The 19364-nt window shown below is 62.5% G+C and carries 19 protein-coding genes; 8 read left to right on the forward strand and 11 right to left on the reverse strand.

The genetic code is table 11. The annotated features are described in order from the left end of the window. Positions 1 to 77 precede the first annotated feature (77 nt). Positions 78 to 689, reverse strand: a complete 612-nt coding sequence (locus G6N15_RS04510) for a TetR/AcrR family transcriptional regulator (RefSeq protein WP_083087603.1) — start codon at positions 687 to 689, stop codon at positions 78 to 80. Between the two features lie 171 nt (positions 690 to 860). Here G6N15_RS04510 and G6N15_RS04515 point away from each other — a divergent pair, with 171 nt between their 5' ends. Continuing rightward, entirely contained in the window at positions 861 to 2138 is a 1278-nt protein-coding gene (locus G6N15_RS04515) for a cytochrome P450 (protein WP_083087602.1), read from the forward strand. 111 nt (positions 2139 to 2249) lie between these two features. On the opposite strand, the gene G6N15_RS04520 is transcribed toward G6N15_RS04515, so the two are convergent. The 3 genes from G6N15_RS04520 to G6N15_RS04530 all read right to left on the reverse strand — a co-directional run bounded on the left by G6N15_RS04520 (position 2250) and on the right by G6N15_RS04530 (position 4611). Continuing rightward, the gene (locus G6N15_RS04520) at positions 2250 to 3182 is read right to left on the reverse strand and encodes an LLM class flavin-dependent oxidoreductase (protein WP_083087601.1); all 933 of its coding nucleotides are present in this window, start codon (positions 3180 to 3182) and stop codon (positions 2250 to 2252) included. Beyond that, positions 3179 to 3889, reverse strand: a complete 711-nt coding sequence (locus G6N15_RS04525; protein WP_232070349.1) for a MaoC/PaaZ C-terminal domain-containing protein — start codon at positions 3887 to 3889, stop codon at positions 3179 to 3181. The genes G6N15_RS04520 and G6N15_RS04525 overlap by 4 nt, the downstream gene beginning before the upstream one ends. 128 nt (positions 3890 to 4017) lie before the next feature. Beyond that, entirely contained in the window at positions 4018 to 4611 is a 594-nt protein-coding gene (locus G6N15_RS04530; protein WP_083087599.1) for a TetR/AcrR family transcriptional regulator, read from the reverse strand. A gap of 167 nt (positions 4612 to 4778) precedes the next feature. On the opposite strand from G6N15_RS04530, the gene G6N15_RS04535 reads away from it, so the two are divergent. Genes G6N15_RS04535 through G6N15_RS04545 form a run of 3 tightly spaced genes read left to right on the forward strand, consistent with a single transcriptional unit; the run spans position 4779 to position 7840 of the window. Then, positions 4779 to 5807: an LLM class flavin-dependent oxidoreductase gene (locus G6N15_RS04535; protein ID WP_083087598.1), complete on the forward strand. Its 1029-nt coding sequence runs from the start codon at positions 4779 to 4781 to the stop codon at positions 5805 to 5807. Next, positions 5804 to 7000: a cytochrome P450 gene (locus G6N15_RS04540; RefSeq protein WP_083087597.1), complete on the forward strand. Its 1197-nt coding sequence runs from the start codon at positions 5804 to 5806 to the stop codon at positions 6998 to 7000. The genes G6N15_RS04535 and G6N15_RS04540 overlap by 4 nt, the downstream gene beginning before the upstream one ends. Before the next feature lie 15 nt (positions 7001 to 7015). Next, positions 7016 to 7840 (forward strand): SDR family NAD(P)-dependent oxidoreductase, encoded by an 825-nt coding sequence (locus tag G6N15_RS04545; RefSeq protein WP_083087660.1) that lies wholly within the window; start codon positions 7016 to 7018, stop codon positions 7838 to 7840. Here G6N15_RS04545 and G6N15_RS04550 read toward each other — a convergent pair. From G6N15_RS04550 to G6N15_RS04560, 3 genes are all read right to left on the reverse strand, one after another. Further along, positions 7837 to 9285, reverse strand: coding sequence for an adenylate/guanylate cyclase domain-containing protein (locus G6N15_RS04550; protein WP_139797830.1), 1449 nt, complete (start codon positions 9283 to 9285; stop codon positions 7837 to 7839). The genes G6N15_RS04545 and G6N15_RS04550 overlap by 4 nt on opposite strands. A gap of 209 nt (positions 9286 to 9494) precedes the next feature. Then, positions 9495 to 10103, reverse strand: coding sequence for a twin-arginine translocation pathway signal (locus G6N15_RS04555; protein ID WP_083087596.1), 609 nt, complete (start codon positions 10101 to 10103; stop codon positions 9495 to 9497). Continuing rightward, positions 10100 to 10942, reverse strand: coding sequence for a hypothetical protein (locus tag G6N15_RS04560; protein ID WP_169922510.1), 843 nt, complete (start codon positions 10940 to 10942; stop codon positions 10100 to 10102). The genes G6N15_RS04555 and G6N15_RS04560 overlap by 4 nt, the downstream gene beginning before the upstream one ends. A 1255-nt stretch (positions 10943 to 12197) precedes the next feature. Between G6N15_RS04560 and G6N15_RS04565 the strand changes: the two genes are divergently transcribed. After that, the gene (locus G6N15_RS04565; protein WP_083087658.1) at positions 12198 to 12521 is read left to right on the forward strand and encodes a hypothetical protein; all 324 of its coding nucleotides are present in this window, start codon (positions 12198 to 12200) and stop codon (positions 12519 to 12521) included. A gap of 53 nt (positions 12522 to 12574) precedes the next feature. Here the strand turns inward: G6N15_RS04565 and G6N15_RS04570 are convergent, their stop codons facing one another. Next, positions 12575 to 12880 (reverse strand): DUF732 domain-containing protein, encoded by a 306-nt coding sequence (locus tag G6N15_RS04570; RefSeq protein WP_139797822.1) that lies wholly within the window; start codon positions 12878 to 12880, stop codon positions 12575 to 12577. 772 nt (positions 12881 to 13652) lie between these two features. Continuing rightward, complete coding sequence (locus G6N15_RS04575) at positions 13653 to 14057, reverse strand: hypothetical protein (RefSeq protein ID WP_139797821.1); 405 nt, start codon at positions 14055 to 14057, stop codon at positions 13653 to 13655. Positions 14058 to 14198: 141 nt separating this feature from the next. Between G6N15_RS04575 and G6N15_RS04580 the strand changes: the two genes are divergently transcribed. From G6N15_RS04580 to G6N15_RS04590, 3 genes are all read left to right on the forward strand, one after another. After that, a complete protein-coding gene (locus G6N15_RS04580; protein WP_083087593.1) occupies positions 14199 to 14972 on the forward strand; it encodes a hypothetical protein in 774 nt (257 codons plus the stop codon). Positions 14973 to 15043: 71 nt separating this feature from the next. Then, positions 15044 to 15559: a twin-arginine translocation pathway signal gene (locus G6N15_RS04585; RefSeq protein ID WP_083087656.1), complete on the forward strand. Its 516-nt coding sequence runs from the start codon at positions 15044 to 15046 to the stop codon at positions 15557 to 15559. 167 nt (positions 15560 to 15726) lie between these two features. Then, entirely contained in the window at positions 15727 to 16245 is a 519-nt protein-coding gene (locus G6N15_RS04590; protein WP_083087592.1) for an Rv2253/PknI dimerization domain-containing protein, read from the forward strand. A 26-nt stretch (positions 16246 to 16271) separates the two neighbouring features. Here the strand turns inward: G6N15_RS04590 and G6N15_RS04595 are convergent, their stop codons facing one another. Then, positions 16272 to 17921 carry an MCE family protein gene (locus G6N15_RS04595; protein WP_083087655.1) on the reverse strand — a complete coding sequence of 550 codons (1650 nt, stop codon included), beginning with the start codon at positions 17919 to 17921 and terminating at the stop codon, positions 16272 to 16274. Beyond that, positions 17921 to 19285, reverse strand: a complete 1365-nt coding sequence (locus G6N15_RS04600) for an MCE family protein (protein WP_163747942.1) — start codon at positions 19283 to 19285, stop codon at positions 17921 to 17923. Before G6N15_RS04600 ends, G6N15_RS04595 begins: the two co-directional genes overlap by 1 nt. Positions 19286 to 19364 lie beyond the last annotated feature (79 nt).

Here is a 19364-nt window from a genome sequence, read left to right on the forward strand (position 1 = left end):
GATCGAGTTCGTGTCCTACCCGAACGGCGAACGAACGTCAGCACAGCTGTGGGGATATGCAAAACAGTGACAGTGGATCAGCGCGCGGCTAGGGCATCGCTCGGCTGTGGCTCACCCTCGAACTGGTGTAGATAGCGCTCGACGAAAGCCACAGTCTCGGCATGCCCGAGCGACATGCCAAGCGCCTGCTCCATCACCAGCACCCGAGAGACGCTGGTGATCAACACCGACCACACCAACGGCGGCACCTCGGCGGCATCGATGCCGTACCGTTGCAGGACCGTCGACACCGCCTTGGTTTGCCCTTCCCGGAAACGCTCGGCGTAGTAACCGATTTCGGCCTTGAGCGCCTTGCGATGGTTGGCCAGCGCGACGTACTCCATTGTCAGCGCGGTGGCCGCGGGATCGGTGCTGAACCGCCACAGCGCCCACAGCGGCTGCGGCGACTGCAGCGCTTGGGCTTGCATCCGAAGTCCGTCTTCGCCGCGGCGGCGGAACGCGGCCAAGAACAAGTCGTCCATCGTGCGGAAGTAGTAGTGAACGAGCTGCGGCTTGAGCGCGGCCTTCTGCGCGACTCGGCGAGAAGTAACTGCGGCATAGCCTTCCTCGAGCATCAACTGCTCGGCGGCGTCGAGCAGCACGGAGCGGTTCTTGGCGTCCGGCGCCCCGAGTCTGCGCGCCGATGTCATGGGTCGACTCCGTTCGCTCATAGGACACGCCGATCGTAGCGGCGCCGGACCGTGTGACCTTGACCATGACAATACCGTCATGCTAAGCAGGTGCTCAGCACCTTACCTACTCTGGCGTCGTTTTGTATGGCCGTCGACAAACCAACCGCAGCATCGGGAGGCAGACAGAGCATGACCACCTTCGAATCGGTCGATTTCTTCACCGACCCGTCTCTGGTCCCCGATCCGCATCCCTATTTCGACTATCTGCGCAGCGTAAACCCGGTGCTGAAGCTGCCGAACTACAACGTCTTCGCCGTCACCGGCTATGACGAGGCCACCGCCGTATATAAGGACACCGACACGTTTTCGAACTGTGTGGCGTTGGGCGGTCCGTTCCCGCCGTTGCCCTTCGAACCGGACTGCAACGATCTCAGCGCCCAGATCGAGGCGCACCGCGACCAATTCCCGATGTTCGAACACATGGTCACCATGGACCCGCCGGATCACACCCGGGCACGGTCGCTGCTGAGCAGGCTGTTGACGCCAAGCCGGCTGAAGGAAAACGAGGACTTCATGTGGCGTCTGGCCGACCGCCAGCTCGAAGAGTTCCTCGCCGAGGGCGAGTGTGAGTTCATCGCCGAATACTCCAAGCCCTTCGCCACCTTGGTCATCGCTGACCTGCTCGGCGTTCCCGAGGAAGACCACAAGCAGTTCCGCACCGTGCTGGGCGCCGACCGTCCCGGTGGGCGGGTGGGTGCACTCGACCACCAGTCGGTCGGCATCAACCCGCTGGAGTGGCTCGACGAGAAGTTCTGCTCCTACATCGAGGACCGGCGCCGCGAACCGCGCGACGATGTCCTGACGGCGCTGGCGACGGCGAAGTACCCCGACGGATCCACCCCCGAAGTCATCGAAGTGGTGCGCTCGGCCACCTTCCTGTTCGCCGCAGGACAAGAAACCACCGCCAAGCTGCTGTCCGCCGCGCTGCAGGTGCTCGGTGACTGTCCGGATACCCAGCAACGGCTGCGTCACGACCGGAGCCTGATCCCGGCATTCATCGAGGAGTCCCTGCGCTTCGAGAGCCCGGTCAAAAGCGACTCGCGGCTGGCCCGCAAGCCCACCACGGTCGGCGGTGTGGACATTCCCGCCGGCGCCATCGTGATGGTGTTGCCGGGGGCCGCCAACCGGGATCCGCGCCGGTTCGAGGACCCGCACGAATTCCGACTCGACCGCAAGAATGTCCGAGAGCACATGGCATTCGCCCGCGGCGTGCATTCCTGTCCCGGCGGACCATTAGCGCGCGTCGAGGGCCGCGTCTCGATCGAGCGCATTCTGGACCGGATGCACGACATCAAGATCAACGAAGCCAAGCACGGTCCAGCCGGCGAGCGCCGATACAACTACGAGCCGACCTACATCTTGCGGGGCCTCAGCGAACTACACCTGACGTTCACGCCAGCCGGCTGAACCCTGACGTCGAGTTCCGCGATACTTAAACCGCTGCGACGTCCCTCGGCGTGTCGTCGCAGATGTTTAAGTGTCGCGGAGGCCCTGCTGCGTGACTGGCCTCACGACGCCTCAGAGCGCCGCGATCACCCTCGAGGCGAGCAATTCCAGCGTCTCGTCGGTCGCCCGGTCATGTGTGAACAGCACCACTTGCTGAAAGCCCAGCTCTCGCAGCTGGTTTAGCCGCTCGACGATCGCTGGCGGTGTGCCGATCAGCCCACCTTCGTGTATACCGAACCCTGCTGCGCCGAAGCGTTTTTCGGCAACCTGCCGCACCTTCGGCAGTGACTTATCATCAGGGGCGAGCGCCATCACCGCCTCCACCGACAACGTGATGGTGGCTGCATCGCGGCCGATATCGTCGCAGATCGACCGCAGCACCGACAGTTTGCGCTCCAACTGGCCGAGGGCGTAGGTTGGCACGTTCCACACGTCGGCGTAGCGCGCCACCAACGGCAGTGTGTACTTCTCGCCGACGCCCCCGACGATGATCGGCGGACGAGGCTGCTGAACAGCCCCGGGCACGATCGGCATGTTGCGTATCGTGTAGTGCTTGCCGGCGAAATCGACGGTGCCGTTGCTGAATGCCTGGCTCAAAATGTCCAGCGTCTCGGCCAGGCGCTCCGACCGTTCGGCGAACGTCTCCCAGGGCAGGCCCGCCCTGGTGTGCTCGTCCTCGATAGAGCCGCTGCCGATGCCGAGCTGTAATCGGCCAGCCGATATGTGGTCGAGGGTAGTGGCCATCTTGGCGAGCACCACTGGATGCCGAAACTGGTTGCACAACACCAAGTGTCCGATCCGGATGCGGTCGGTACGGCTCAGTAGTGCGGTCGCCAGGGTCCAGGCTTCCAGCGAGGAAATCTCGGGAACTCCCGGTCCGTACAGGTGGTCGTACAGCCACAGCGATCCGATGCCGAGTTCCTCGCAGCGCAGAGCGCGGTGCAGGACATCGTCGTAGGAGAACCCCATCTGGGGCACGTACACACCGATGTCCAAACCCGTCATCGCCGCAGCTCCAATCGTCCATGAGTAATGGTCTTTACACCTGCGCAGCTCGCTTCGAAAGCGAATGAACGTCCGTCAATGCCATACGCATTCACCGTCAAGTCGGCACCAAGAGGTGTTGGCGAGGCGAACCGCACTGCCACCCGCCGGACGCGACCCGGATCATCGACGCCGACGAGAGCGAGCACACGATGCGCGCATATCGCCATGGTGCACAGGCCGTGTGTGAACAGGAAATCGAAGCCGCTCGCGCGCGCTGCGTCGATATCGAAGTGATGCGCCGACCAATCGCCGGACACCTCGGCGTACCGGTGCGCCACCTGCTCATCGATGTGCTGAGTCACCGATCCGATCAAGTTGTGTCGAGCCGAATCCGGGAAGCGGTGATCGCGCGGCGTCGACCCTACATCGGCCATCGAATGCAAGCCGAGCAGCACAGTGGTCCACCACTGTTCGACGGCCAACTCGCCTAGAGCGTCGAGCTGTTCGATGTGAAGCACCCCTTGGGTGCCTGCGCGGACGGTCCGCACGGCTGAAATCTGCGACCAGGTGTCCAGCGGCTCATCGGGAATCAGTGGACGGTGCAGCACGATGTCATGCTCGCCATGCAGACCGCCACGCGCCTGCTGCCAAGCAGTTGCCGGCACATCCGCATTGGCGGCCTGCTGCGCGCCGAAAGCCAGGATGACCGGAAAGACGACGGGCACGGCTTTTCCCGCAAGTACCGCGGCGGTGGTGTCGCCGGTCGCTGCTGCGTATGCCGCAATGCAATTCGGTTCGAGCCGTCCCGGAAAGGGCCCATGTCGCGAAACGGCACCTAGTTGAAGCTGGCTCATCACGGGACGACCGGATCGCCCTCGAGCTGACGCAGGTAACGCTCGACCAGCGCGACCATCTCGACGTGGCCGGCCGAGATGCCAAGGGTCTCTTCCATGAACAGCACACCTTGCACACCGGTCAGCAGGAAAGCCACGGCCACCGGCGGCAATTGCCGTGTGTCGACCCCGTAACCCTTGAGGACGTTGGCGAAAGTCGTTGTCTGTTCGTCGCGGAACCGCTCGGCATAGTGGGCGAGTTCGGTTCTCAGCGCAGCGCGGTGGTTGGCCAACGCGAAGAGCTCCATGGTGAACACGCTGAACGGCGGATTGTTGAACATCCGCCACAGCGCCCACAGTGGTTGCGGTGAGCTCAACGCCTTGCCGTTGGCCTTGAAGCCCTGTTCGGCGCGACGGCGAAACACCGCCAACAGCAGATCATCCATGCTGCGGAAGTAATAGTGCACCAGCTGAGACCGCAGGCCGGCCTTCTCGGCCACCCGGCGGCCGGTGACCGCCGCCCAGCCCTCGTCGAGCATCAACCGCTCAGCCGCGTCCAGCAGGATCGTGCGGGTCTTCGCATCCGAGGGGCCAATTCGGCGCGGCGATGCCATCCTGACGCGCAATCCTTCCCTATTGGGCGGTAATTGGACAACATCAAAGTGTCCGCCTCACCGAGTCTTGACCGCTCCCACGCAGCATGTTAGGCATATGCTCAGCGCTTTTAAGCGGGTGCTTAAATCCTACTTGGTGCCGGCATTCCAGCTGGCGGAGGTCGCAAATGTTCTCGATGCGTTTCGATATGCGTGCCTCTGCCATCGGCGCGCCGACGACCGAGCTCTATGCGACCGCGATCGACATGTGCGCGTGGGCACAGACTCGCGGCTGCCTCGGCGCGGTGCTGTGCGAACATCACGGGTCCGACGACGGCTATTTGCCGACACCGCTGATCCTCGCCTCTGCGGTTGCGGCTCGCACCGAGCGTCTGGCAATCACGTCGGTGGTGCTTCTCCCGCTCTACGACCCTGTCCGGCTGGCCGAGGAAATGGCGGTGCTCGACATCATCAGCCGAGGCCGCGTCTCCTACATCCTCGGTTTGGGATACCGGCGCGAAGAGTACGAGCACTTCGGCGTGGACATGCGTGCCCGTGGACGCATCGCCGACGAGAAGCTGGACTTGCTACGCCGGTTGCTTGCCGGTGAGGCGGTGGTCCGCGATGGACGCCGCATCAAAGTGACACCACCGCCGTACACGGCCGGCGGCCCGCTGCTGATGTGGGGAGGCGGCAGTCTGGCCGCCGCCCGACGCGCCGGAAAGTACGGGCTGCCCTTCCTCGCTCAAGCCAATGTGCCTGGGTCACAAGAAACATACGAAGCCGCCTGCAGCGCGCACGGTCACGAGCCGGGGATGACCCTGTTGCCCGACCGCGACACCCCCTCGGTGTGTTTTGTGGCCGACGATGTCGACGAAGCGTGGCACGAGCTTGGCCCGTACTTGCTGCACGACGCTCGCACATACGCCGATTGGAACCCGAGCAACGAGACATCAGCCGGAATCGCCGACGTATACACCGTTGAAGAGCTTCGCGCCACCTCCCGCTCGCACCGGATCTTCACTGTGGCCCAAGCGATCAACCACGTTCACGGCGGCGGCATGCTCACTTTGGCCCCGCTGTGCGGCGGGCTGCCACCCGATCTTGCATGGCCATACCTGAATCATGTTGCCGATGCGGTGGTTCCGGCACTGGCCCAAAACGATCTGGCGAATCAACGCGACAAGCTGCCGCAGACAGAAGGGGTGCAGGCATGACAAGTGCCGAAACGACCGACATCTACTACGACCCGTTCGATTTCGAGATCGACAACGACCCCTATCCGGTGTGGAAGCGGCTTCGCGACGAGGCACCGCTGTACCACAACGAGAAGTTCAACTTCTTCGCGCTGAGCCGCTATGCCGATGTGGCGCCTGCGCTCAACGACTGGGAGCGATTCCGGTCCGGTCGAGGAACGACGACCGACCTCCTGCTCAGCGGTATGGAGATCCCCTCGGGGATCATTCTCTGGGAGGATCCGCCCGTGCACGATCTTCACCGGCGGCTGCTGTCACGGGTTTTCACTCCCCGGCGCATGGAAGCCGTCGAGGGGTTGGCACGTCAATATTGTGTCCGCGCACTCGATCCCCACGTCGGCTCGGGCCGGTTGGACTTCATCGAAGATCTCGGCGCGCTGATGCCGATGCGGGTGATCGGGTATCTGGTGGGCATTCCCGAGCAGGACCAGGAGGCGATCCGCAAGCGCACCGACACCCTCCTGACATTGAAGGAAGGCAAGCCGGCCTTCGACTCCGGCAGCTTCGAGCAGTCCTACGAGGTATTCGCCGAGTACATCGATTGGCGGGCCGAGCACCCATCCGACGATTTGATGACCGAATTGCTCAACGCCGAAGTCGAAGAACCCGATGGCACGCGCCGACGACTGACCCGCACCGAGGTGGTGACCTACACCAGCACCATTGCCGGGGCCGGAAACGAGACGACGACACGGCTGATCGGATTCATCGGCCAGCTGCTCTCCGATCATCCCGATCAGCGCCGCGAGATTGTGGCCGACCGTTCGCTGATCCCGCAAGCCATCGAGGAAGTCCTGCGATTCGAAGCGCCATCGCCCGTACAGGCTCGATATGTCGCCCACGACGTCGAATATTACGGTCAAACCGTTCCCGCAGGCTCAATCATATTGTTGCTGAATGGGTCAGCGAACCGAGACGAACGACGATTCGCCGACGCAGCGCGATTCGACATCCGTCACACCGGCTCCCATCTGAGCTTCGGGCACGGCTTGCACTTCTGCCTGGGTTCGGCGCTGGCACGCATGGAAGCGCGCGTCGCTCTCGAGGAAGTGCTCAAGCGCTGGCCTGACTGGCAGGTCGACTATGACAACGCGGTCAGGGCACATACCGCCAGCGTGCGTGGATGGGCGCGTCTGCCGGTGGCGACCGACTGACGAAACCGGATGACGATGCCGGGTAAAACGATCGTTATCACGGGTGCCAGCGACGGCATTGGCGCCGCGGCAGCGCGGCGCTTGCGTCACGCCGGTGAAAATGTTGTCCTGATCGGCCGGTCGGAGACCAAGACCAAGGCGGTGGCCGCCGAACTGGATACCGACTGTTTCGTGACCGACTTCGCCGACCTGGCCCAAGTACGAGCATTGGCGCAGAGCTTGCAATCACGCTATTCCCGCATCGACGTGCTGGCCAACAACGCCGGGGGCATGACAACCAAAACCCGGCTGACAGACGACGGGTACGAAAAGACGTATCAGGTCAACTATCTGGCGCCGTTTCTGCTCACTACCCTGCTGCTGGATCTGCTGGTCGATTCCCGCGCGTCGGTCATCAATACATCCAGCGCGTCACAGAAGCTGCTGGGCAAAGTCAGCATCGACGACCTGGAGAACACCCAGCGTTTTCGGCCGAGTAAGGTCTACGCCCTCACCAAGCTGGCAATCATCTTGTTCACCAAGGAGTTACACCGGCGATATCACGATGCCGGGCTATCGGCTGCGGCGTTCCACCCCGGCTACGTCGACTCCAACTTCGGCCCCGCATCCGGATCGCGGTTCCTTGCTGTCATGCGGCACACCCCGACGCGGCTATTCACAGCGACCCCCGAGCAAGGAGCCGACCAGCTGGTCTGGCTGGCGGCGAGCACGCCCGGCGTCGATTGGGTATCGGGTGCGTACTACTCCCGGCACAAGATCGCCAAACCTAACCGGGCAGCGAATAACACGGCGCTGGCCCGCGAACTCTGGGATCGGAGCGTGGCCGTCGTCGCCACCTAATCAAGACTTTCGTCCGCCGGTGCGGAGACGTGTGTGGTATCCGAGCGGCCGCGTAGCACGGTGGACCCCCGCGGGACCCAATGCTCGCGCTCGGCCTCGTCGGCTCGCGCGATGGCGGCATCTGAACACAAGGTTCGCCTGTCCGTGTTTTTCGCGAGGTCGGCCAGTCGCGCTGCTTCGTTGACGGGGTCACCGATGACCGTGTATTCGTAGCGGTTTTCGGCGCCGATGTTGCCGGCGAAGACCGGCCCGGCGGAGACGCCGATGCCGAAGTCCACCGAAGGCAGTTCGGGCAACCGGGTGCCTAGCGCGCGTGCTGTTGCCAACGCTGCGGACGCCGCTCCGTCCAGCCGCAGCGGCGCTCCGAACACGGCCAGCGCTGCGTCGCCTTCGAACTTGTTGATGGACCCGTGTCTTTCGTCGACTTCGGCGACAACGATCCGGAAGAAGTTGTTGAGCAGCTCGGCGACTTCTTCCGGCGGGCGGCTCGCCGCTAACCGGGTCGAGCCCACCAAGTCGATGAAGAGAATCGCCGCTTCCACCACCTGTCCGGTCAATGACCCGTCTTCTTCGAGGGCGCGACGAGCTACGTCCAGACCGACGTGCCGGCCGAACAGGTCACGCAACCGGTCACGTTCGCTCAGCCCCGAGACCATCCGATTGAATCCCCTTTGCAGGCGGCCGATTTCAGAGCGCTCATAGACATCGACGAACGTGCCGATTCGTCCGTGTTCGACCTCTGCCATCGCGTTCACGACCTCGCGAACAGGGTCCGAGATCGACCTTGCGACCAGGATGGTCCCTCGCAGTCCCAGCATCACCGCGACAAGAGACAGCACCAACACCGGAATCTCGATCGATGCGTTTTTGTGGATAATCCAACCAAGCGATCGCAGGAAGACCAGGGCCGCAATGGCCACGCTGGGAAGCGCGCTGCTGAGCAGCCACATGCCGATCAGCCGCACCAGCACGCCCGGTACTGTCACAAAGCCGTCGGAACCCTCTGTGGCAGCAGCGACGATCGGACGTAGAGTGCGTTGCGTCAGCAGAACGGCGGTGCCCGTCGCAGCAGACCAACCGAACAACACGGCTAAGCCGGTCGACACTGCAACCGTGACTCCCCCGTTGAGGTCCAGCAGGATGAAGACCACTCCGCCGGACACCCACGTCGCCGCAAGGAGCACCGATTGGTTCCGCAAGATCTTCGTCGCTGCGCGACGGTGATTCGGATCGGGTTCACGCCCGGTGATAAACCAGCGCAGTGACGGAGCAAGGATCACGACTGCGCCTACTGCGACGGTGAGGGTTCCGACCACAACCAGAACGATGGCCGTTATCACATTCTTCGCGCTCAAGTGGACCTGTGCTCCGCCGGTTGTGTGGCCGCTGAGCGCTACCGCGATGACGAGGATCTCGCTGGTTGCAACGAGATGAGCGAATACCAGCCCGCCCGCGTATCGGATCGATATCCTGGCGGCGCTTCTTCGGTGGGCGTCATTGCGCGCCACCGGACTACGTCGCTGTTCGGTGACCAAAGCCCGGAATAGACCCAGTACGCCCACGTGAAGAACGTAGCGGGGTCGAGCAATCGCTAATGGTGGGGTCGCATATATCCGTCCGCGCAGTTTGCCGCGCGTTCTTCTCAGTCGCCGTCCTAGACTGGATTGAACGACGAAATGAGCCACTTCCCATCAGCTTTCGTCAATGTGACCAGAACGCTGCTCGAGGTCAAACTCGGCTCTGGCCGATCCTTGCTTACCGTGCTTTGGTTGACGAACACCAGTACGACGGCAGAGTTCGGATGTAGTTGCGACACGGCGGCACGGACCACCACTGCGTTCGTCTTCACGGACTTCTGCTTGGCAGCGGGAGCGACGATCTCGTTGGTGAACTTGCTGTAGTACGACAAGAAGTCACCGGTCAAACGCGACTTTGCCGAAGAAAAGTCGCGGTCGAGAGTGTCTGGCGAATATGACAGTACCGCGACGGTCCCGTCACTGGCCGCGGTGATCGCGGACTTGGCGGCCGCAGCATCGGTGTCGCGATCCGGTAAATATTGGAAGTAGAGCAAACAGGCAGCCAAGGCTGCGGAAGCTACCACCAACACTGCCAGCAGTGCGGCAAGGACCTTGTTGCTGGACAGTTGCTTCATGCAGGCGGTCAAGCGCGCCCCCCACCCGGGCTTTGCGTCTTCGGTCCCGACGTGTTCGGTCGACTCGGCGTCGGCTGCCTCCTCGGCCACCGACGTTTCGTCTGTCGTCATGGCACAAACTCGACTTTCGACATCTTGAGCTGATCGCCGTCGCGGGCGAGCGTCACTATCAACCGGAAATTGCGCGGATCCTGCTTGGCGCCGGCCGCATTGGTAACTTCAGAGGTGGATGCGACTAGCACCACCGCTGAGTCGTTTGTCATCGAGTCCAAGTCGACTGCCGCCGCCTGAACTGTTCCCCGCTCGACCACCTTCGACTGCTCTACCACTTTGGTGAAGTCGCCCGCCATCTTCGCGAAGTCGTCTTTGAACGAGCCGGTGGAGTCATCGAGGATGCGCTGCACACCATCTTTGGCGTTGTTGAAGTCCAGTGATGTCAGCGTAACGACGCCCTGCCGCGCTGCTGCAGCGAACTCTGCCGCAAGTTGGCGACGGTGCGACGCGTCGCGATGCTCGAGCACCATATAAACACTGCCCGCCGACGCGGCGAGAATAACGATAATGGCCAGACTTGCGGCAATGGCAGACAGTCGGGGACGACGCCAACGTCGATACCACGCCGGCTTGTCCACCGCTACATCCGGAGCAGACGGGATATCAGCGTCGCGTTCGACGACAGCGTCATCTGCGTCGCGTTCGACGACAGCATCATCCGCGACCCCTTCTGCCTCAACACTTTGCCGAGGGACATCAGCGGGCTCGCTCTCAGGCGGAGGAACTTCCGCTTGAGCTTCAGCCGGCTCGGCTGCGTGCGACTTGTGTTTTTCCGTAGCTTCAATGAGTTCGGCCTGCCGACGTAATTGGATCGCGCGTGCCCGGGCGCGCGCGGCGGCCGCGAGAGCCTCAGCCTCGGCGGCCTCTGCCTCCGCTTGCTCGGCCAATGCCCGCATCTCGGCAGCGGTGCTGGTCGTTTCGTCCTCGTTCACCAGATTCGGTTTCTTGTCAGCAGCGTTTTGGCGGATGCCGGCGCTCAAAGCTCACCAACCCCCGAAGCGGGGCCGCGCGTGTGAACCACGACCCGGAAAATAGTGAACCGCTCCACCGCTTACCGTTGACCGGGAAGGACAAGGCTGGCTGCGCGGGATTCGGTGCGCAGACTCGGACGGATCGCCACGACGTCCAGTCAGCATGCGACCTCCTCACCGCTTGTCCGGTCTAGGAGAGCCACGTTATCATCTCCTGCCGCTGCGAATAACGGTGTCGCCTGCGCGAGGACTGCAGGTGCTGGCCTGCGGAAATACTAGTCTCATGCCTAATAGATCGCGCGGCGAAAGTTGTGCCGCGGCAGCGCGAACAAAGATGACTACGCAGCATTCCCAGGCTATTGAGCCGCGTCATGCGCTCAGCCCCGAAAACTCTTACGACGTGGCCTCAGCGTCAAGCTGAGTCGACGCGTGCTTGGCAGGAATTTCCTGTCGCCGTCTACGAGAACACTTTTTACTCGTTGCGGTTCTCAAGCAGCCAAGCGGGAACTACTGTTTTTCTATGGCCCTCGACTATTTCGCCCGTCGCAAACCAACTGAAGCGGCAAGAAGGTTAGAGCTGCGCCGATTCATCGCGGGGGCGGTCATAATGGGAGTATCGGTTGCAGCACCGATAATTCCTGCCGGGAAGGCCTTGGCGTTTTGCGACGCAACGGACTGTGTGCCGAACGTGGCTCGTGACGTTGCGCCGGCAGCGCCTTGCGAGCCACACCACTTCTACGACTTTGGGTTGGATTCCAAATCCAGGACTTACGTGTGCTCCCCAGCCGGCGTCTGGACACCGGCCGGCCCGCTGGTCGGTGTACGGGAAGTCGCCCTGCCGTGTGATGCGATGGATCAGTCGGCGCAGGAACCTGACGGAACCCCGCTCGTTTGCGAACAGATCAACAGAACCCTGCGTTGGGTGCACCGCACCGATACGCCAGGCTGAGCGCCTCTCCAGAACGGTTACGTTTGCAATAAGGCGATAGGACCAGCAAAGCCGGTGAGATAATCACTGGAAGTAGTGTGGTGCGTGGCAATCACGGTTGGCATTGAGGAGCAGAGGAGCGAAGGAGTGACGACCAGAAGGTCGGCCCTAGGCATCGGTTCGGCAGTGCTTTTGGCAATCGCGGCCCCGGTACAAACTACCGCGACAGCGCAAGCGGACGATCAGCCGGTCATGCATCACGTCAAGTACTTACTGACCGCTTCCAACCCGATCTATGCGGATATCTACTACCTAGGCCAAGAGCCGCCGATCTTTTCGGATTACAGTCATGATCCCTACACGTTCGTCCCGAACGTCCAAGCCGATGTGGGTCCAGGATCGCCATGGACCTACGAGTTGGACCTGGCGAACCCTTACCAGTGGGCATTTTTCACCGCCAGTACCGGGCATGAACCCGGTACGCCGATGTTTCACTGCCAACTGCTGGTCGATGGTGCCATCGTCGCGATGAAGGACGGCCCCAAGGGCGTGCTCTGTTCCATGCGTCCTTGGTAACTCATCACCTACCGACCCGCGGTTTTCCAGACGATCGGCGCCCGGAGCACAGCTCAAGAAATGGTGTCGGGGCACAACTCAAGCTGGGCGGCGCTCACGATGGCGCTGCTCGCCGCGCCGAGTTGGACGGCCATCGCTTGCTTTTTTTGAGGGGTGGCGTCGCTGTGCAGGTCGTTGCAAATGGCGTGACCAAGTTTGAGCGTCAACTGTTGGTTCTCAACGGTGGAGACATCGAACCCGTATCGATTCAGCAGCATCAGATAATCGCTGTCTCCCGAAGCATGGGCCACGGCGATCTCCGACGTGGCCGCGCTTCCGATGCTCGCTAGGACCAGTAGGGCCGCAGTGAAAAGCCGCATGTTTGCCTCCACCCCTGCTCTTCGCGTCCGTCACAGCGTAATGCTCGGACGGTCGGGAATGAACCGAGTTATCTGAAATTTTGGCTTCAGGGGGCATTCTGCGACCTTCTCGTGTATGCGCGACCGTCGTGGCTACGCCATGGCCGCCAGGCTCCCCTGGCTATCGGTGGCACAACACAAGCGAACCCACTGCTGGACTAACTCAGCAAGGAACTCGGCGGTCTCGGCAGATGGCAAGACGCGCCATCGTGTAAACCCGGATAGGTTCTGACATACCGCCTCTCATGATCAACGAACCGGGTCCATGCCGGATTGGTCGTTCTAGCCGGCCCTCGTCAAAGTGAAATACAGAGGAGTCGAATAACCCTCCTGTAGGGCACATGGCGCCGGCTTAGTGGTAACGACCCATCCATCGAGTCGTGCGGCGTCGACGGAGTAGTTGGCTATGCCGGGTGCCCAACCATCAAGGCATTTGGTGGCATCCGGACGGCTAACCTCGAATGTCCAGCGACCCTTGATGATGTGCGCATCAGCATTCCACCCGGTGCTATCCGCCACGTGCGCGCATCCGGGACCGCAGGGCGTTACAACCCACGTGGACTGCCAATCGGACTCGGTGCCCGGCCCCGTTCGGATGAAGGTACCGCTGAAATCGTCCGCGTCGGCAGCACTTGCGAAGCGGACGGCAGCTGCAGTGCAAATAGCCGCCGCAACCAAGCCCCAGCCGATCTTCATAGTGATCCTCCGGCGCACGCCAGCTTCAACATAACTATTATGTGTCGCCGCGTACCCAGGTCATGCGGCCATTTTGCGTCACGCACATGAGGAATAGGCCGTCCGGCGCTTGCGCGACGTAGTACTCGGGCCACAGTGTGCAGTCGGAGTTCTCTTCCTTGACTCCAGCCATCGGAGGTGAGCGGAACCATCTGGTCTCTCGCCTCCTCGCTGAGCCGCAGAACATCAGCCGGCCGGGCTGTGTCGCGAAGGAGATGTCATAATCGGCAGTGCCGAAGACGTAGTAGGTCGTATTGTCGCACGGCGCACCCAGGACGACGTGCGGAGTGATGCCCGGCGTGCAGCTTGGGTAGTCGCAGACCGTCGGCCCGGCGTTGGCGGGCGGCGTCGGCAACATACCAACTGCCACCCACGCGGCAATGGCTGCCACGATGAATCGCACTCAATTACTTTGACACAGCGGAAAACAAAATTCTTCGATTCGGAGAAGATATGCATTAACCAGGATCGACCCCGCGGTACCGACTTCCCGCTGAGCGGGTGATAATGTGGCTCTTCCCTCCATCGCGACAAGGAGGTAACCATGCCGTCGCCGGAGCGTCTAACCGGGGCGCTCGATTTCGAGCGTTGTGATGACCCCACGCTCAAGGAAGCGATGAAGGAGGCCGCCCGGGCGGAGGCGCGAGCCCGGCAAGCCCGCGCCCGCGCCATCGAGTTGAGCCGGAAAGCCGACACGACGTCGAGCGACCAGGCCGAGACCATCGAAACGGTCGACGCGGACCACACAGACGCCGCGGCTGCGGAATCCAGCGTAGGTGAGCCACAGCCTGTTTCCGGGAGGTGGTCTCGGTTACGGAGGCGGGTGCTGAAGCGACCGGGACGGAAGTCACTCGCTGTAGCAACGGCCGTGATCCTCATTTGCACCTTCTCGGGCACAAGCGGTTATGTGGTGTGGTATCACCGCAAATCCGTGGAACAGCGGCAGCGGGCTGTGGAGTTCGCCGCGGCGGCTCGGCAGAGCGCCATCACGCTGATGTCGATTGACGCCGACAAGGCGAGGGACGATCTGCAGCGCGTCATCGACGACAGCACGGGCCAGTTCAAGAATCAGATGCTGCTAACCGCAAACGGCCTGGTTGAGTCGGTCGAGAAGTCGAAGGCCAGCACGAAGGCCACCGTGCAAGCCGTCGCTGTCGAGTCGATGACCGCCGATTCAGCCGTGGTCCTTGTCACGGCAAAAGCCGATATAGTCAGTCCAGACAAGACGAAACCGCCGTCGCGGTCGTGGCGCATCGTCATGAATCTCCAAAGAGACGGCGGCCAACTCAAGATGTCGCGAGTCGAGTTCCTGCCGTGACGCCCCAAGACGATCCGCAGATCGACGACGTGGCAGTCTCATCCGAGGTGAAGCCGGTGCGTCGCCGCCGAATGAGGCAGAGCTGGGGCTTGATTCGCCGTTGCATGGCCATGTGGCGTCCAATTGTGTTGATAACCTTGCTCCTTGCCTCAACAGGGTGGGCCGTTGGCTTGTTCTTCGTTCAGTACCGTCCGGATCAGCAAACCGATAAAGCGGCAGCCGACGAGGCAGTCAAGGCTGCGTCAGATGGTGCGGTAGCGCTGCTGTCGTACTCGCCTGACAGCCTGAGCCGCGATTTCGCCAATGCGAAGTCGCGCCTCAGCGACGACTTTCAGGACTATTACAAGCGGTTCACTGAACAGATCGTGGCGCCGGCGGCCCAGCGTGGGCTCACGACGACGGTCCGAGTGGTTAAAGCAGCGGCATCGGAGCTACATCCGAAGTCAGCTGTGGTACTAGTGTTTATCGATCAAAAAACGGCGAGCAAGGAAAAGCCGGAACCGGTCAAAAGCGGAAGCAGCGTCCGCGTAACGCTGACGAAGGTCAAGGGTTCCTGGCTCATAGCGAAGTTCGACGCTGTCTCGTAGCGAAGTTTGACTTTTGGATGAAAGCCGCGGCTGGCTGTTTGGCGCAAATCGGCACCTACCGGCGGGCGCAGTGTTACTCTCAGCTCTTGAGAAAGGGGCGGCGCAGAACCGCTTTCGTAGTCATTTGGATAAGACTGTAGCGCGTCGAGGAGCACGTGATGCGTTCAATGAGCCGTTCAACCGGCACAGTCGCAAGCACAACGCTGGTCGCTACCATAGTAATCGGCAGTTTTAGCACGGCACCGTTAGCCAGGGCAGAAGGCCACGCGATCAACGGAACGTATATCGCCACGTCAGTCGGTGAGTGGGCCAAGACTAACGAGGTGTTTCACGACGAGGGGACGGTGCGAAGCACGTGGACGATCACCTCCTCGTGCGAGACCGCCCAGGACTGCAGCGGTCAGGTGACGAGCGACCAGGGCTGGAGCGCAAGGATATCCAGCCATGATGAAACGCCGATGTGGTACGTCAGACGCGATGTGCCGAATTGGGAATTCTGTCCCGATGGCACCGCGGTCACCGGCCACCAGACATTCACTTTCACTCCCGTCGGCCCCGACGGGATGATACAGCAGGGCTCGCCCACACTGGCTGGTCTGGACAAGACGGTCGGCCCGAGCGGCGCGTGCGGCATCAACAGGTGGCTCGTGATCCAGATGCCGTTCAGGCTGGACAAAATCGCCTGATTAGTCAAACCTGATCGCGCCCGCTTTCACGCACGAAGCATATCCTGCCAGGTCTTGGGAGCCGCCCCCTTCACGAGGTTGGTCTGCCGATACGTCTGTCCGTCGGGGGCAACATACCGGCCGGTCGCCGGGTCGTAGTGGGCGACGGCCAAAGACGGCCCGGCGCCAGATCCATTGTGGTCGAACGAGCTTGGAGCCGCCTGTGGCCCACCGCCACCATGGCCGGTGGGCGGTGGGGCCGCATCGGGAACATCCATCGGCGCTAAGGGGGGAATCCCCGGCGGCGCGGGCGGTGGTGCGGGGCTTTGCGCGTTAGCCGCTGATGCCGGCGGAGGTGGTAATGCCGGAGGTAGTGGTAATCCTGGCGGCATGGGCGTTCCTTCCACCGGTCCGAAAATTCTGTCGCGGAAGAAGTTCACCCGATCGTCGGGCGGGATGCCCTGCGCGAGCAGGTTCGGATCCAGGGGGTAGGCCCCGAATATGTGCTGCCGCATCGCCAGCGGTTCAAAAGGCTTATCGCTATTGCAGATTTCGACTGTCGGCGCGCGCTTTCCGGGATGCCTCATGCACGGGTAGTTGCGGGCTCCTCGAACCGCGATCGGTGAATCCTGCGGCAGTTTGCAGTACAGCCCGTCCGGCGTATCGGTTATCGTGAGGTCGGCCGGCGAACGCCACTGGTTAGGCGGTAGGAAACCGACCGTGCATGCCGGCGGATCACTGACCTCCACTGCGAAGTTGCCGCGAGGTAGCCCCGTCGGGTTTTTCGTCTGATTAAAGTATTGAATAGCAGCCACGAACGGCGGCAGCAACACCAAAAGTTGCTCCAGCGAAGCATGGTAGGCCACGAGGATCTCGCCGACGGTGCTGAGGTTCGCCAGCAATACCGGCAATGTCGGTTTGACTTGCTCAAGCAGCCGGGATGCCTCGTTCAAGGCGCCGGGCCCGGTTTCCAGCAGGCTGCGCACTTGGGGGTCGTTGGTCACCAACTGGTCGGTGAATCCGGCAAGGCTGCGCGCCCACAGCCGGATCGCGTCGGTGGTCTGTGCTTGCGAGTCCAGAAACGGCACGGTGTCCTGGTTGAGGGTCCGCGCGCGGTCGGCGACGCCGTTGAGGTCGCCGGAAAGTCGCGCCGCCGAGTCGAACAGCGATCCGAAATCGTAGCCCGCTCCGTTGAATGCTTTGAACGACTCGTCGAGCAAAGCGCTTAGCTTGCCCTTGGGGATGCTGTCGACCAAGGCGTCGGTCCGGTCGAGCACCGGCCCGACCGGCTGCGGGATGGTGGCTTCGCGCATGGCGATGACTGAGCCGTTGTGCAGGTAGGGCGGCGAGTTGGTTTGTGGCCGCAGGTCCACGTATTGTTCGCCGACCGCGGAGACGCTGCGCACTTCCGCTCGCAGGTTGGCCGGGATCTTCGGCGAAGAGCCAAGGGAAAGCGTCGCTTTCGCGCCGCGGTCCGTCAACGTCACCGCGGTGACCTTGCCGACCTGCACCCCGCGGTAGGTCACGTTGCTGAACTGGTAGAGGCCACCGGCGGCGGGTAACTCTAGTGTGACCGTCATCCGCCCGACCCCCAGCAGGGTCGCGGCATGGATGTAGTTCAAGACCATCACGACCACACCGAGGGTTCCCACGATCGTGAAAATCATCAGCTGGATTCGGACGAAACGGGTTAACATCAGCCATTCCCATCCGTCGGTGGGGTCGCGTAGGGCGGCATCGGCCCGGGCCCGGCCTCTGGCGCGGGTTGTGCGCCCGGTGGCGCCGGCGGTGGGCCCGGGGGCGGCGGCGGTGGTGGCGGGGCCCCCGGTCCGGGCGGCAGCGGCGGTATGGGTCTGGGCGGTGGCGCACCGACTGCGGGACAAGGTCCGAACGAGCCGCACACCCCCGGCGGTGGTAGCGGCAGCGGTACGGCAAAGCTTGGTGGCGGCGCCGCCGTGGGCGTCAGCGGTGCGCCGACGGGCGGCGGTACCGGTCCGGGAGCCCCCGGATGAAGCGGATCGGGCGTGTACTGGTACTGCAGGTAATACGGGTCCCCGGGTGCGGGTACCAGCTCAGCGCCCGGCCGTTCCCAATGGGTGCCCAGCAAGGTTTCGCCCCTAAGCGCGGCGTTCGTCAAGTCGAGGGCGACAAACAGGTTCACGTAGTCGCCGCGGAAGGAGCGGTCGATGAATTGTTGAGGGAACGGGAAGGTCGGCGCGTACACCAGGGCTGTGCCGAGGTCCGGCCCCCCGACGTCAGCCAGAGCGCGAATTGCCGGCTCAAGGTTTTGCAGGTTTTTGACTAGATCGGCCCCCGCGTCGTTGATAAGCCGGGTAGTGGTGTCGCTGAACACGCGGAGTTTGTCGAGTGCGGTCACGATGTGCGGCCGTTCCCTGATCAGCACATCGAGCGCGGCCGGTATCTTGCGCAGCGCGGCCGTGATGACGTCGCGTTGTCCGGCCAGGGTGTCGGCGAGTCGGTTCAATCCTTGTATCGATGCGACGAGGTTGTCGCGCTGTTGGTCGAGCGTGCCCACGAACCGGTCGAGGCGGACAAGCAGGTCGCGAACAGCGCCTGCGCGCCCGGACAAAGCCGCATTGAAATTGTGGATGATGTCGCCGATCTGGGTGAATCCGCCGGAGTTGATGACGACCGACAGCGACGACAGGGTTTGTTCTGTCGACGGGTAAGTCGACGCCCTATTCAGCGGAATGGTGGCGCCGGGCTTTAGCCGTCCGCTTCCCTGCTGGCCGGGCGGCGGATTCAGCTCCAGATGCATGGATCCCAGCAGACTGGTCTGGCCGACGTTGGCCACCGAGTTGGCGGGTACCACGACATCGCGCTTCACCGAGATCTCAACGTCGGCGTGCCAGGCTTTCACCGTCATCTTGTTGACACTGCCGACCACGACGTCGTTGATCATCACCGGCGAATTCGGCTCCATGGTACCGACATTGGCGATCTCGACATGGTAGATGTTGGCTCCGGGTCCGCGTCCAACCGCACCCGGTAGGGGTAGCGAGTTCAGCCCGTTGAATGCGCACCCGGTTCCGGCCAGCATGACGCAGCAGGCGACGATAAGCACCCGTCGCACCGGGACCCGGGCTGGCTGTGATGGCCTGGCTCCTGGGCGGGCCACG

It is taken from the genome of Mycobacterium noviomagense (assembly GCF_010731635.1).
Lineage (GTDB): Bacteria > Actinomycetota > Actinomycetes > Mycobacteriales > Mycobacteriaceae > Mycobacterium > Mycobacterium noviomagense.

What these genes read in the sequence shown, in the direction of transcription:
- G6N15_RS04585 (WP_083087656.1), top strand. Translation starts at nt 15,044, where the DNA reads ATGAGGCAGAGCTGGGGCTTGATTCGCCGTTGCATGGCCATGTGGCGT.
- G6N15_RS04560 (WP_169922510.1), bottom strand. Translation starts at nt 10,942, where the DNA reads ATGCGGGCATTGGCCGAGCAAGCGGAGGCAGAGGCCGCCGAGGCTGAG.
- G6N15_RS04530 (WP_083087599.1), bottom strand. Translation starts at nt 4,611, where the DNA reads ATGGCATCGCCGCGCCGAATTGGCCCCTCGGATGCGAAGACCCGCACG.
- G6N15_RS04555 (WP_083087596.1), bottom strand. Translation starts at nt 10,103, where the DNA reads ATGACGACAGACGAAACGTCGGTGGCCGAGGAGGCAGCCGACGCCGAG.
- G6N15_RS04595 (WP_083087655.1), bottom strand. Translation starts at nt 17,921, where the DNA reads ATGTTAACCCGTTTCGTCCGAATCCAGCTGATGATTTTCACGATCGTG.
- G6N15_RS04510 (WP_083087603.1), bottom strand. Translation starts at nt 689, where the DNA reads ATGACATCGGCGCGCAGACTCGGGGCGCCGGACGCCAAGAACCGCTCC.
- G6N15_RS04565 (WP_083087658.1), top strand. Translation starts at nt 12,198, where the DNA reads ATGCATCACGTCAAGTACTTACTGACCGCTTCCAACCCGATCTATGCG.
- G6N15_RS04535 (WP_083087598.1), top strand. Translation starts at nt 4,779, where the DNA reads ATGTTCTCGATGCGTTTCGATATGCGTGCCTCTGCCATCGGCGCGCCG.
- G6N15_RS04590 (WP_083087592.1), top strand. Translation starts at nt 15,727, where the DNA reads ATGAGCCGTTCAACCGGCACAGTCGCAAGCACAACGCTGGTCGCTACC.
- G6N15_RS04580 (WP_083087593.1), top strand. Translation starts at nt 14,199, where the DNA reads ATGCCGTCGCCGGAGCGTCTAACCGGGGCGCTCGATTTCGAGCGTTGT.
- G6N15_RS04600 (WP_163747942.1), bottom strand. Translation starts at nt 19,285, where the DNA reads ATGCTGGCCGGAACCGGGTGCGCATTCAACGGGCTGAACTCGCTACCC.
- G6N15_RS04570 (WP_139797822.1), bottom strand. Translation starts at nt 12,880, where the DNA reads ATGCGGCTTTTCACTGCGGCCCTACTGGTCCTAGCGAGCATCGGAAGC.
- G6N15_RS04515 (WP_083087602.1), top strand. Translation starts at nt 861, where the DNA reads ATGACCACCTTCGAATCGGTCGATTTCTTCACCGACCCGTCTCTGGTC.
- G6N15_RS04540 (WP_083087597.1), top strand. Translation starts at nt 5,804, where the DNA reads ATGACAAGTGCCGAAACGACCGACATCTACTACGACCCGTTCGATTTC.
- G6N15_RS04520 (WP_083087601.1), bottom strand. Translation starts at nt 3,182, where the DNA reads ATGACGGGTTTGGACATCGGTGTGTACGTGCCCCAGATGGGGTTCTCC.
- G6N15_RS04545 (WP_083087660.1), top strand. Translation starts at nt 7,016, where the DNA reads ATGCCGGGTAAAACGATCGTTATCACGGGTGCCAGCGACGGCATTGGC.